Source organism: Pseudomonas silesiensis, from assembly GCF_001661075.1.
In the GTDB taxonomy this organism is placed as follows: domain Bacteria; phylum Pseudomonadota; class Gammaproteobacteria; order Pseudomonadales; family Pseudomonadaceae; genus Aquipseudomonas; species Aquipseudomonas silesiensis.
In genome coordinates this window covers 797433-810564 of record NZ_CP014870.1, presented here as the reverse complement: position 1 = coordinate 810564, position 13132 = coordinate 797433, and the positions used below count along the sequence as shown (strand labels likewise).

Here is a 13132-nt window from a genome sequence, read left to right as displayed (position 1 = left end):
GCGTCAGCGGGAGGCGGTGATCAGCAGATCGAACTCTTTGAGCAAGACCTGCAATTGCCGATCCTTGCCCTGGACATTGCGGGCGGCGAAGACCATTTCGGCCATTTCCTGAATCCCCGATGCATTGGGCAATGGCAAGTCCTGTTCGAGGATGGTCTTCATCCGCGGCAAGAAGATCCATTGCAACCACTGCTCGAAATCCAGCGTATCGACCGAGAACGGCTCGACACTGGACAGCGCTTCAATGGAAGGCGGGACATCGTCCCACCACCCCTGAACCCGCAGCTCACGCTCGATCAGCAGCAACTGCTCGGCAATCTTCGGAAAACGTGCATCCATCACGAGGCAACCTTGGCCTTTTGACGGGCCAATGCAGCACCGGCGGAATCGCCCTGCTTCTCCCGCGCCTGGGCGATCAACTCCCACAAGCTGGCCTGAAGTGCCGGACGACCATTGGCCATGGTCAGGCCACGTCGTGCGAATTGCTCGGCTTGCGCTGCATCGCCCTGGGCCATGCGTACCTGAGCCAGGCGATAAAGCACCTGCGGCTCACGGGGCGCGACACGTTGGGCGCGCTCAAGACTGGAGGACGCCCCATTGAGATCGCCGCCTGCCTGTTGTTGCTGAGCGGTGGTCAGCAACGCCAGTACAGGGCCGTCCAGCTGCTCGTCGGCGGACAGGCCGCCAGAGCTGGCCGACGGGATCCCGCTTGGCGTCGACGGCATGCTGTAGCTGCCCTGGTTGATCGGCGCGGACTGAACCGGTGCCGTGTAAACCGGACCGGGCGTAATCGGCCCCGGCGTGATCGGCGCCGTGCTGATCGGTGCCGAGGTCACTGCACCGCCACCCGGCACCATCACGACCACACCGGTATCGCCCTGCGGAATCGCCTGGGTCTGGTTTTGCGCGGGACGCTGGACCGTCGTTTGGCGGTAACCGCCATTCGCCTGAATCCGTTCGCTATTGGAAACGGCGCTGCCGGAATCCACCACCGGAATCGACCCGCGCTGTACGGTGGAGCAACCGCTGAGCAAAGCCACGGCGGTAACCGCTGGAATCAACCACTTGTTCACTTGAAACCCTCTTTGCTTAATTCATCCAGCCCTTGACCCAATCCATCACCGTTTCGCCGGAAACAGGGCTGTCGCCACCGCAGGGGGCACCGGGAGGTGGCTCGCTGCCGCGAATATACGGCATCTGCACCGCGCCTGGGCAGTTCGCATCAGAACCTTGTCCCGTACGCGAATCAACCCATGCCTGTACGATGTTGTCCGGCTGCGGCATGTCCAGCGGCAGCGGATCGGCCTTGCGCATGAAACTGGTCCAGACCTGCAACGCACCGGTGGCACCGGTGAAGGGCGTCTTGCCGTTGTCATCACGCCCCAACCAGACCACGGCCAGCAAGTCCTGGCTGAAACCGGCGAACCAGCTGTCTCGCGAATCGTTACTGGTACCGGTCTTGCCGGCCAGCGTCAGGGTCTTGGGCAACACGTTATAAACCGAACTGCCGGTGCCTTCACGCATGACCCGCTGCATTGCATTCTGGACCAGATAAATGGAGGCCGGATCGAAGCTCTGCTGAATCTGGAACGGGTAACGCTTGAGCGGCTCGCCTTCGGCCGTCAGCACACTGCGAATCCCGCGCATCGGCGTATTGAAGCCGCCGTTGGCCAGGGTCTGGTACATGGTCGCCACTTCGATTGGCGTCAGGCCACCAGCGCCCAGCAACATCGAGGGGAACGCCGGGAACTCGCGACTCACACCCAGGCGTGCCAGCGTCTTGAGTACATTGGGTACGCCCACCGCCAGACCGAGACGTGCGGTCGACAGGTTGTAGGAATGCGCCAGGCCTTGATAAAGGAAAACGGTGCCATGGGAACGGCGATCATAGTTCTGCGGTTTCCAGACCTGACCATCCGCACCTTTGACCGAGAACGAATCGTCCGACAGCCAACTGGTCAAGGTGTACTGGCTCGGTTTCTCGAGGGCTGTCAGGTAAACCGCCGGCTTGATCAACGAACCGATCGGGCGCACGGCATCCAGCGCCCGGTTGAAACCGGCAAAACCCGCCTGACGGCTGCCGATCATGGCCTGGACTTCGCCGGTTTCCGGGTTGGTCACGACCATGGCCGCTTCGACTTCATCCGAGCCCTTGCGCCCGGACAGGCGCTTGAAGGTGTCATTGACCGAGGCCTCGGCTTTCATCTGCAGGATCGGATCGAAACTGGTGAAAATCCGCAGGCCTTCTTCGGTCAAGTCTTCGTCGCGATAGTCCTGGCGCAACTGACGCTTGACCAGGTCGAGGAAACCGGGGAACGAGCTGTCGGCCAACTTGCCGCGGGTCGTCACGCCCAGGGGCATTTTTTTCGCTGCCGCGACTTGCTCGGCGCTGGCGACACCCTGTTGTTCAAGGACATCGAGCACCAGGTTGCGGCGCTCGAGCGCCCGCTCCGGGTTGCGGCGCGGGTTGTAATAGGAAGGCCCCTTGACCATGGCCACCAGCATCGCGACTTGATGCAGTTTCAGTTCGGACAATGGCTGGCCGAAGAAGAACTGGCTGGCCAGACCGAAACCGTGCACGGCCCGCTGGCCATCCTGACCGACGAACACTTCATTGAGGTAAGCCTCAAGAATTTCCCGTTTGTCGTAATGCAACTCAAGCAACATCGCCATCATGGCTTCGGTGAGCTTGCGGGTCAGGCTGCGTTCGCTGGTCAGGTAGAAATTCTTCACCAGCTGTTGCGTCAGGGTACTACCGCCCTGGGTCATCTTGCCGCCAGAGGTGTTGACCCAGACGGCCCGGGCAATCGACTTGGGCGATACGCCCCAATGGCTATAAAAGTCCCGGTCTTCCACGGCCACCAGGGTTTCCAGCAGATACGGCGGCACCTGATCGATCTTGATCAGAATGCGGTCTTCGAGATTCTTCGGGTAAATCCCGCCGATCAGCAGCGGCTCCAGCCGCACCACGGAAACTTTCGTGCCCTTGGCCCCCGAGAGCTCAGCCACATAGTCGCCGGAGAATCGCACACGCACAGGCTGGGCGTTTTCCATTCCTTCATAGAACTGGAAGCCACGGGTATTCAAGTCGACGGTGTTGCCGTTGACCGCTGCGGCGCCGGGGCCGTTGCTCACGGCTTCGCGACGATAGCCCAGGGCATCGAGCTCGGTCAGGAAGTCAGCCTTGCTGAGCTTTTGTCCGACGAACAGCTCGAGCGGGCGCGCGTACACCTTGGCCGGGATGGTCCAGCGTTTGCCGGAAAACTTCTCCTGGACCACGGCGTCGAGGTAAACCGCGAATCCGGCGAGCACCACGAGGCCGACCAGACTGAGTTTAAGGGCCCACCCCAGCCAGGGGCTCAGGCCTCTGGAAGGTGGTTTTTTGGGGGTGCGGGGGGATCGAGTACGAGTCATGGCGGCGGATTATACGCACTTTATCGATACTCGACAGAAGCCCTCCGAGGTTTGCGTCCGGCGGACTTGCGGCCATAATGGCGGCCGTGAATTTTCCCCAGACTTTGAAGGAATGCCTGTGAGCCAGTCCCTGATCGCTGCCCTGCAAAACCCTGCCCTCTACCCGCATCCCGTGGATGGGTTCCAGGTCATCGAAACGCATATCTCCTGGGTTATTCTCACAGGCCCCTTTGCTTATAAACTGAAGAAACCGATGAACTTCGGCTTCCTCGACTTCACCAGTCTCGACGCTCGTGAGCATTTCTGCGGCGAGGAGCTGCGTCTTAACCAGCGCCTGACCAATGATTTGTATCTCGAAGTGTTACCGATTACCGGCAGCCCGGACGCGCCACAACTGGGCGGCGACGGCCCGGTCATTGAATATGCGCTGAAAATGCGCCAGTTCCCGCAATCCGGTTTGCTCAGCACGCTGCAGACCAATGGCGAGTTGACCACCAAGCACATCGACGAGATGGCCGCACAGATCGCGCAATTCCACCTCAACGCGCCGAAAGTGCCTGCCGAACATGAAGCCGGCACCCCGGACAGCGTCATGGCACCGGTGCGCCAGAACTTCGACCAGATCCGTCCATTCCTCAGCGACAAGGCCGACCTGCTGCAACTCGATGCCCTGCAAGCCTGGGCCGAAAGCAGCTTCGAACGCCTCAAGCCACTGTTCGCCCAGCGCAAGGCGGACGGCTTCATCCGCGAATGCCACGGTGACATCCACCTGGGCAACGCCACGGAAATCGACGGCAAGGTCGTGATCTTCGACTGCATCGAGTTCAACGAACCGTTCCGTTTCACCGACGTCTACGCCGACACCGGTTTCCTGGCAATGGACCTCGAAGACCGCGGCCTGAAGAGCCTGGCGCGTCGCTTCGTCAGCCAATACCTGGAGCTGACCGGTGATTACCAGGGCCTTGAGCTGCTGAACTTCTATAAAGCCTATCGCGCATTGGTGCGCGCCAAGGTCAGCCTGTTCAGCATGCCGGCCGATGCCAGCCCGGTGCATCGCGCCACCACCCTGCGCCAATACCGCAACTACGCGAACCTGGCGGAAAGCTACAGCACCATCCCTTCGCGCTTCATGGCGATTACCCACGGGGTGTCCGCGGTCGGCAAGAGCCAGGTAGCCATGCGCCTGGTGGAGGCCCTGGGCGCCATTCGCTTGCGCTCGGACGTAGAACGCAAACGCCTGTTCGGCGAACAAACCGTCGCCAACGACCCGCAGGCCGGCATCTACAGTGCCGACGCCAGCGTCGCGACCTACAGCCGCCTGCATGAAATTGCCGCGGTAATCCTGCATGCAGGCTTCCCGGTGGTGGTCGATGCCACTTACCTCAAGCGCGAACAGCGCGACGGCGCAGCGAAAATCGCCGAGGGCACCGGTGCGCCCTTCCTGATCCTGGATTGCAACGCACCGCAAGCGGTGATCGAGAGCTGGCTGGCGTTGCGCCAGGCAGACAAGAAGGACCCGTCCGACGCCAACCTGGCCGTTATCGAAGCGCAGCAAGCCAGTCGCGAGCCATTGACACCAGCAGAGATTCTCTGCAGCAAGCGCGTGCAGACCAACGAAAGCGGAACCCTCGACACCGTTGTCGCGCAAATCCGCCAACGCCTGCCAGGCCTGTAAGATCGCGTTTCAACCGTGAAGCCCTCACCGGCTTCACGGTCGTCGAATAGTGGCACTACACTGGCCTCATAAACCAAGAGGTGATGTGACATGAGCCAGCCCAGACTTCTCGACACACCGCTTTATGCCTTGCTGCACAAAGACGACATCACAGGTTTCAACAACGAACGACCCCAGGAAGGAATCATCGACATGGTCGGTGGCGATTTCCGGGGGCTCGACCTGCGTGAGTTGAATGCCGACGGCATTGATTTCAGCAATGCCTACTTCCGCTCCGCCGACTTGCGCGGCATCGACTTCAGCCACTCGATCCTGGAAGGCGCAAGCCTGGCCCATGCGCAGATCTCCGGGGCCTACTTCCCGCCAGAACTGAGTGCGGATGAAATACTGATGTCGATGAATTTCGGTACGCGCCTGCGATACCGCCCCCGCTAGCACCACCTCACCTCCCTGACACGACACAATTCTCTGTGGGAGCGAGCTTGCTCGCGAAGGCGGTGCGTCAGACACCTAGATGTCGACTGACACGCCCTCATCGCGAGCAAGCTCGCTCCCACAGTATTTTGCATGCCCCTCCTCTACTGCTTTCGCAGACATCCTTTCACCGCCTAGTCCCACTCTTAGAAGCATTTGCATTGAAACCAAGCAAACAATCACGCTTTTCCTACTGATGGCTACACTGCTGAGAGGCTCGCCCACGCACCGTTCGGCCGTCGCAAGGAGGCTTGATGAATGATGAACTGCAGCACCTGAAGAATCTTGGCAAGACGTCAGCGCAGTGGTTGCATGCCGTGGGCATCCACAGCGCGTCGGATTTGCGTCGTCTGGGGGCGGTGGACGCTTACCGGGCGGTGCGCACCCGCGGGTTCCGGGCGTCCAAGGTGTTGTTATATGCGATCGAAGGCGCCTTGATGGACGTGCACTGGAACGATATTCCCGCCGAACGAAAGGAAGCCCTGAACAAACAATTGGAAGCCATTTCTTCGCGTCACAAAAACTGACAATCACCAGGCCCAATGATTGCGGGCCTCTCCAATGAGCTGATGGCCGATTTCAAGCAAATGAAAAATCAGCTGTTGACATGGTAATGAGAATCGATATGATTATCACAACTGGTCGCGAGACTGGTCGATATTTGAAAAGCCCTTGGTTCGGACTCTCAGATATCTCCTCATCAGGCTAATCACGGTTATTTGACCCGGCTCTTGCCGGGTCTTTTTTTGGGCGAAAGGTTTGTATGTTTTTCGGCCGAGCTAACTGTAGGAGCCGGCTTGCTGGCGAAGGCGTCTTCATGGGCGGTGCACGACTCGAGGCCGCCTTCGCTGGCAAGCCAACCCAAGGAGCTGCCGCAGGCTGCGATCTTTTGATCTTTTGATCTTTTGATCTTTTGATCTTTTGATCTTTTGATCTTTTGATCTTTTGATCTTTTGATTGTTGTGACTATTCAGGCGCCTCGATCCGATCCAACGCCCGATTTACCGCTAGCTCACCCAGCATGATGACTTGCGCAATGCCCAGCAAAGCATTGCGCGACGTCCCTTGCAGATGATCTACCAGATCGGTGGCCATGACATTGGCCGACGCCAGCGATTCGCACGCATAGGCCAGCAGTGTTTCGGTATCGAGCTCAGGGTTGACGATGAAGAAACTGCAGGGATTGCGGGGCGTGGACATGATGTCGGCGGCCGAATCACTGTTCGGCGGATCAGGCGTTACCTTGGACATAATTTTCATTTCCTGATGGTGCAGCCACTCCTCGCTACTAATACAAGGGGTGGCGGCTGTACGCAGGTTAGTAGACCGGGGAAATGAAGAAAGCCGGCGCGCCCGAGGACGCCCTACGCACAGCCACCATCAAATTCAGGCATGGAAATACCTGTCTGGCGGACGCCTGTGCACTCTTCAAATACCACGGGCTACTAAACCCGATCACTGACGATCAGTGACACGAATCAAGTTACCGAGCAGGCACAAGGCGCACAAGCCGGCGGATTCTGGCGTACCTGTAGGCAACGACGCAAGGTGCTGTAGCTTTCAGGAAGTCATCGCGAGAGCAATCAACAAACTCACCTAAGCGACACCTGGCAAACCCTAGCCACCTCCCCCAATCCCGCCAAATCAAGCACGCCATAAACCCGGAAGCGTCCTACATGCTCATCGGAAGCGTCTTATTTCCAGCTAAATCAAATTCCCCAAAGCTATCCAGCCCCAAAGGACCAGGGAGAGCTCGCTGATTTTTCTGCCTGATCCTGTGCGAAACAAGGAGCGACAATCAACATGGTCAACTTGCTTGCCCGGCTTTTTGGATTTCACGACACCCGCAGAGACTCTCGGGTGAATCGGCCGGCACCACCGATCTTGCCGACGCCCAATACCCGGCCCATCCAGTTGTCTACGCAACCCAGCGTCGACACTCTTTCACCACTGAAAAACTGGAGCCATCCGTTCAAGGACAAACGCAACCCGCTGTCGCAACTGACCCACATGGCCAAGGCCAAAGCTGGCTATTTCCCCTTGGGACGCAGCGGCCTGTGGCACGGCGGTGTGCACTTCGACAGCGGCACCGCCGGCGGCTTGAATCAATCCAGCGTGCAGTGCCTGGCCGACGGTGAAGTGGTGGCCTACCGCATCGACACGCAGGCGCCGACCACGACCTATTTCGTCAATAAACAAACCGTCGAAAAACCCTTCTCGCGTAACTTCGTGCTGGTCCGCCATCGGCTTCAGCCACCAAAGATCGAAGGTAGCCCGGACACGCCGCGCAGCCTGATCTTCTACAGCCTGTACATGCACCTGCGGGACTGGTCGGTGTACCGGGAGGACATCGCCATCGCTCGCCCGGCGTTTTGGCCCGAGAGCCCGATCCTCCGGGTCAAACAGACGGTGAACGACCTCCGCCCCGGAAACCCTGAAGAGCGTGGCCTGAACGTGCGCATCAAGGCCTGGCCGGGCCAGGTGATCGACCTCCTGCCGCGCGGCGCGGAGGTAACCGTCAGTGGCGCGGGGGGCTACCGCAAGCTGGAGAACAGCCTCGGTCCTGCCAAACTGATGAATGCCGATGGCTCGATAGCCGGTTTCCTTGCCGCCAGCCTTCTGCAACCGGTTGCAGGCAATGAGCACCGAATCACGTCTTCAAAAGAGTGGGTCAATGTTCGCGTCGAACCAAGCGTTACTAGCCAGGTACTTGTAGAGCTGCCGGTGGGGACGGTGGTCAGGGTCAGTGGGGAAGGCGAGTTTCGTAAGTTGGAACGCGTGAATCAGTATGTGCATTTCGACTCGCTGGAAGGTGCGCCGGAACCGCTGGCGTTGGATCGCGTAGTGGTGCTCGACACGCCTGTCCCCATCAAGGCCGGCGCGTTGATCGGTCACCTCGGCAAGTACCAGGACGGCGGCGCGGATCAGCCAGAGGAAAAGCTGCACCTGGAAGTGTTCAGTAACGATGACGTCGATTTATTCATCGAGGACAGTCGCGCCTGGGCCCAGCGCCTACCGGAAAAAACCAGAACCTGGCTCAAGCTCGCCAAAGGCACCGCCGTGGTGCCTCATCAAGAGAATGTCACGGCCGCCCAACTGAAAGTATTGAGTGCCGCCAGCCCACTCAGTGCGGCCGACTTATTGGTCCCCAAGAGTGTGCTGGAGGCGTTGCCGGCCGACAGGAAAATGCAGGTGACCGCGAGCGACAGCCGCAAAGCCAGCAATTGGTATCGCCTGGAGGGGCTGCTCCACGACGCCGACAACAACCTGCTCGACGGCTGGGTGCACGAGGAAGTCGGCATCACGCCTTGGCTCAGTCCCTGGTCCTGGGAGGGTTATGACCTGATTTTCGACTACAGCACGCCCAAACACTTGATGGCCTCGTTTCTCAGCGCCATCGACGGTTTCACCGAAGAGCAACGCGAGCATTTTCGTCCCTTGGCTGACAAGGATGACCAAGGGCCGATGAAAAGCCGGCTGTTCGAGATCATCGACCGTAACCGCGACGGCAAGATGACCGCCGAAGAACTGCAAGCAGCCCTCCGCCTGCCGGCCCACGCGCAAGCGATCTCGCAGTTGATTATCCGCAAGGAAAGCGAGTGGTTTCACCAGACGCAGAAGTGGGATGCGCTGGATGAATTGCTCGGCCATAGCGGCTCGACTCCGCACTTGAACTGGCTGGCGGAGAAGCAACGGATACAGCAAATGAGTTGGTGGGGTGACGTCGCGGAGAAAGTGGGGTTGCCGTCGTGGGGCAAGGTTTTTCACTTTCATCCAATTGGAATGATAGGAACATTCAAAAACAAGAGGCCCGGAGTATGGGTGTTGGGCACTACATCTGAGCATTATGAGTCGGGAGGTAGAGGTCCCGGTGTCATATCAACAGGAAGAGGTGATTATGGTGGAGTTTCTTATGGAGTTTACCAAATGTCTTCAAAGATGGGGGTCGTTCAAAAGTTTGTTGAGCAATCTGAATATTTTTATACATTTCTAGGAACCGATGCAGGGACCGAAGAATTCAACAACAGGTGGAAGGACATTGCATCAAGCAATCCACAGGAATTTAGAAATGCACAGCATGACTACATTAAAAAAACTCATTATGACGTCCAGATGAGTGACATTTTGAGGCATCATGGATTCCCAGTTGAGAATAAAAATGCCGCCTTGAATGACATGGTGTGGTCGACAAGCGTGCAGTTTGGTCCACAAACAAAATTAATTATTAAGGCAATTAAAGACCTGGACATGCTATCGGCTCCTGCCGTAGATATCATATGCGCAGTACAAGATTATAAAATTTCAAATAATTCTCGCCTTTTTTCAAGCTCACCTGATTTGCAGCCAGGGCTGCTTGCTAGGGCAAAGGATGAAAAAAGAAGACTATTAGAGTTGGAGCAAACTGATAATGAAATCGAATAACATCATCAAGCTGGTTTTTTCGCTACCCATTGCATTTTTTATTATCCAATCTCAGGCAAACACCGACCCACTAAGTCCCGCAAAGACGGCTATTGACCAAGAGCATTCTGCATGCATTACAAACGCACGAGGGGTTTACCCATCCATACTTTCTTGCATACAAGACGAAACAGAGAAACATAAAAAAAACATAACTGATCAGATGAACAGCTCTACCGAAGACCCACTAATTAAGAGAATCAAATTATCGATCGACAAAAGCTCTGAATTATGGGAGACATACATCAACGAGAAGTGTGCAGCGTACAATGACCTTGGAGGGCAAAGAGCAGAACTTCTAAAAGCAAACTGCATACTGGACGAAGTAGTGAGAAGAGAAGCCTTCATTAAAAATATAATATTAGAGGCAGATATTTAGTCTCGACATCCTGGCACACCAACCGGATTACAACGACTCCGCTATTTTGAACAACATCATTTCGCAGGCTGCTTGCCGAACTGCTTTCGCATTTGCTCACAATAATCCGGCGTCGGCCTAACCGGCGTGTACCAGACATAATCAGCCAAATCCGACGTGATCTCGCGTCCCTGTTCCGCCAGCATAAGTACCGTTGGCACCTCGGTTGCTCCCAGATCCAGTACATGGATCGGCACGCCGACGTCCTTGCGGGCGTGATAGGCGCCGGCAAACAGCATTGAAGGCTCAGGCGCGACAAGCAGCCGCTCAGCCATGCGCCGATCACGCTGCTGCTGAACCGCAAGCATTGCCGGCATCTGTGTTTTGGGCAGCAGGCCGCAATGGGAATCGCTGACTTGCTGCAGCAGTTCGTCCTGGACCGAAGGCGCGTTGGAGCGCGAGCCGCTCAAGGTGGGAGGGTTGGCATAGATGGCCCGGACTTGCGCTGTGGTCAGATTCGCGGACAGCAGCGGATACGGTTGGCTCAGGGCGAAACGTACGATCGGTCCATACAAACCCCAATCCCAACCTTCCTGCCAAGCCAACGCACCGGGCAAATCCGCCGGCGGTGCCGAAGCGTGGCGCACCTCGTCGACGCGTGGCTGCTGGTCCGGCGTGAGCATCTCCAGTAAAAGACTGCCCTGAGGTCGCTGATCACCCAGGAACTGCAACAACCACAGCTGCAGTGCATGGTGATCGCGATTGTCATGCTGCTCGCCGACGATCAGCCGCGAAGGCTTGGCCAATTGCGCAACCAGTTCCTGCGGCGTCAGGCCCCGGCCGCTGCGCAAGTCGCGGATCTCACCGACGACCGGGGGCAGTGCCGAAACATGCTGGCACGCACTCAGCACCAGGACTGCCAGAATCAACATTACACGCATGGACTCATCCCTATCAGATACTCAGCGGGCGATGATCAGCGGATGCCCACGCTCCGGATGCTGTTGCACCAGTACTTCCAGGCCGAAGACCGCCTTGAGCGGTTCCGGACGCAATACCTGCTCCGGCGTATCGAGTGCCACCGGGCGCCCGCCTTCGAGCAGTAGCAGGCGATCACAATAGCGCGCCGCCAGGTTCAGATCATGCAGGATCACCAATACCGCCGCGCCGCGATCGGCAAACGTGCGCACCGCTTGCAGGGTGGTGTGCTGATGCAGCGGGTCGAGCATCGAGGTCGGTTCATCGAGCAACAGGGTCTGCCCCGCCTCACCCGGCCAGAGTTGTGCCAGCACCCGCGCCAGATGCACCCGCTGGCGTTCGCCGCCGGACAAGGCCAGGTAGCTGCGGCCTGTCAGATGTCCGGCATCGGCAGCCTGCAACGCGGCGGCGACGATTTCATCATCCCGGACCCGACCGCTCTGATGGGGCAAGCGGCCCATGCCGACCACTTCTTCGACGCGAAAAGCGAAGTCCAGGGTCGATACCTGCGGCAACACGGCCAGGCGCTGGGCTCGCAACGCCCCGGCCCAGTGGCTCAACTCGCGCTCATCGAGCCAGACATTGCCCTGGTCAGCCTGCAACTCGCCGCACAAGGCGCCGAGCAAGGTGCTTTTTCCGGCACCGTTCGGCCCCAGCACACCAAGGACTTCGCCCGGCTTGACCTCGAGCGTGATGTCGGTCAATACGATCTTTCGACCCCGACGGATCTGCAGATTTTGCGTTCGCAACATCAGGCACGCCCCCGGAGCAGCAAATACAGAAAGAACGGTGCACCAATGAAGGCCGTGACGATCCCGATGGGCAACTCGGCCGGCGCCAGCGCCAATCGTGCGACCAGATCGGCAAACAACAGGAGGCTGCCGCCCGCCAGCACCGAGGCCGGCAACAGCACACGATGATCAGGCCCCGCCAGCAGTCGCACCAGGTGCGGCACCACCAGCCCGACAAAGCCGATCATCCCGGCCGCCGCGACCGCCGCGCCGACACCCAACGCCGTGCAGAACACCAGCTCGCGCTTGAGCCGTTCCACATCGATGCCCAGGTGACCGGCCTCCGACTCCCCCAGCAGCAACGCATTCAGCGCCTTGGCCCGGCGCGGCAGCCACAGCGCCACGCCCACCGTGATCAGCAACAACGGCCAGAGTCGTGCATAGCTGGCGCCGTTCAGACTGCCCAGGTTCCAGAATGTCAGCGTCCGCAGGGTCGCGTCGTCGGCCAGGTAGGTAAACAGCCCCACGGCGGAACCGGCCAGCGCGGTCAAGGCGATACCCGCCAGCAACATGGTCGCGACATGGGTCTGCCCGTTGCGCCGGCCCAGCCGATATACCAGCGCCGTGACGCCGAGCCCACCTATGAATGCGCACAGCGATAACAGATAAGGCCCGAAGGCTTCCGGCAGGCCGCCGAATATCGAACCGCCGACAATCGCGATCGCCGCGCCCAGCGCCGCGCCGCTGGAAACCCCGACCAACCCCGGATCTGCCAGCGGGTTACGAAACAGTCCCTGCATCGCCACGCCGGACAATGCCAGGACGCCCCCCACCGCCAACCCCAATAGCGTGCGCGGCAAGCGAATCTGTCCCAGGATCAGCTCCGCCTGCTCCAGCCCGTCGGCCGCAATGGGCAAGCCGATCAGCCGCAACGCCGCACGCAAGGTATCGAACAGCGGCAAGCTGACGGGGCCCAGCGCCAACGACAGCCAGACCGCCAGCAAACACAGCAGGCTCAAGCCAATGAACAAAGCACGCGGT

General features: G+C 58.8%; 12 protein-coding genes. 5 read left to right on the top strand and 7 right to left on the bottom strand.

The window, feature by feature from the left end:
* Positions 1-3 precede the first annotated feature (3 nt).
* Genes PMA3_RS03570 through mrcB form a run of 3 tightly spaced genes read right to left on the bottom strand, consistent with a single transcriptional unit; the run spans position 4 to position 3414 of the window.
* Positions 4-339 (bottom strand): YqcC family protein, encoded by a 336-nt coding sequence (locus tag PMA3_RS03570; RefSeq protein WP_064675884.1) that lies wholly within the window; start codon positions 337-339, stop codon positions 4-6.
* Positions 339-1073 (bottom strand): tetratricopeptide repeat protein, encoded by a 735-nt coding sequence (locus PMA3_RS03565; RefSeq protein ID WP_064675883.1) that lies wholly within the window; start codon positions 1071-1073, stop codon positions 339-341. The genes PMA3_RS03570 and PMA3_RS03565 overlap by 1 nt, the downstream gene beginning before the upstream one ends.
* Positions 1074-1089: 16 nt before the next feature.
* Entirely contained in the window at positions 1090-3414 is a 2325-nt protein-coding gene (mrcB, locus tag PMA3_RS03560; protein WP_064675882.1) for a penicillin-binding protein 1B, read from the bottom strand.
* A gap of 118 nt (positions 3415-3532) precedes the next feature.
* Here mrcB and PMA3_RS03555 point away from each other — a divergent pair, with 118 nt between their 5' ends.
* The 3 genes from PMA3_RS03555 (at position 3533) to PMA3_RS03545 (ending at position 6090) form a co-directional block, all read left to right on the top strand.
* Positions 3533-5089, top strand: a complete 1557-nt coding sequence (locus PMA3_RS03555) for a bifunctional aminoglycoside phosphotransferase/ATP-binding protein (RefSeq protein ID WP_064675881.1) — start codon at positions 3533-3535, stop codon at positions 5087-5089.
* Positions 5090-5179: 90 nt separating this feature from the next.
* Positions 5180-5524, top strand: a complete 345-nt coding sequence (locus tag PMA3_RS03550) for a pentapeptide repeat-containing protein (RefSeq protein WP_064675880.1) — start codon at positions 5180-5182, stop codon at positions 5522-5524.
* Between the two features lie 293 nt (positions 5525-5817).
* A complete protein-coding gene (locus PMA3_RS03545) occupies positions 5818-6090 on the top strand; it encodes a TfoX/Sxy family protein (protein ID WP_007971093.1) in 273 nt (90 codons plus the stop codon).
* A 439-nt stretch (positions 6091-6529) separates the two neighbouring features.
* On the opposite strand, the gene PMA3_RS03540 is transcribed toward PMA3_RS03545, so the two are convergent.
* On the bottom strand, positions 6530-6814 hold the full coding sequence (locus tag PMA3_RS03540) for a DUF6124 family protein (protein WP_064675879.1): 285 nt from the start codon (positions 6812-6814) through the stop codon (positions 6530-6532).
* Positions 6815-7366: 552 nt separating this feature from the next.
* Between PMA3_RS03540 and PMA3_RS32990 the strand changes: the two genes are divergently transcribed.
* Both PMA3_RS32990 and PMA3_RS03530 read left to right on the top strand, forming a co-directional pair.
* The gene (locus PMA3_RS32990) at positions 7367-9985 is read left to right on the top strand and encodes an EF-hand domain-containing protein (protein WP_064675878.1); all 2619 of its coding nucleotides are present in this window, start codon (positions 7367-7369) and stop codon (positions 9983-9985) included.
* Entirely contained in the window at positions 9972-10403 is a 432-nt protein-coding gene (locus PMA3_RS03530; protein WP_064675877.1) for a hypothetical protein, read from the top strand. The genes PMA3_RS32990 and PMA3_RS03530 overlap by 14 nt, the downstream gene beginning before the upstream one ends.
* A 56-nt stretch (positions 10404-10459) precedes the next feature.
* Here PMA3_RS03530 and PMA3_RS03525 read toward each other — a convergent pair whose 3' ends face one another.
* The 3 genes from PMA3_RS03525 to PMA3_RS03515 are packed head-to-tail and all read right to left on the bottom strand — an operon-like array spanning position 10460 to position 13095.
* The gene (locus tag PMA3_RS03525) at positions 10460-11323 is read right to left on the bottom strand and encodes a ChaN family lipoprotein (RefSeq protein ID WP_064675876.1); all 864 of its coding nucleotides are present in this window, start codon (positions 11321-11323) and stop codon (positions 10460-10462) included.
* 21 nt (positions 11324-11344) lie between these two features.
* Positions 11345-12112 carry a heme ABC transporter ATP-binding protein gene (locus tag PMA3_RS03520; RefSeq protein WP_064675875.1) on the bottom strand — a complete coding sequence of 256 codons (768 nt, stop codon included), beginning with the start codon at positions 12110-12112 and terminating at the stop codon, positions 11345-11347.
* Positions 12112-13095: a FecCD family ABC transporter permease gene (locus tag PMA3_RS03515; RefSeq protein ID WP_167355127.1), complete on the bottom strand. Its 984-nt coding sequence runs from the start codon at positions 13093-13095 to the stop codon at positions 12112-12114. The genes PMA3_RS03520 and PMA3_RS03515 overlap by 1 nt, the downstream gene beginning before the upstream one ends.
* Positions 13096-13132 lie beyond the last annotated feature (37 nt).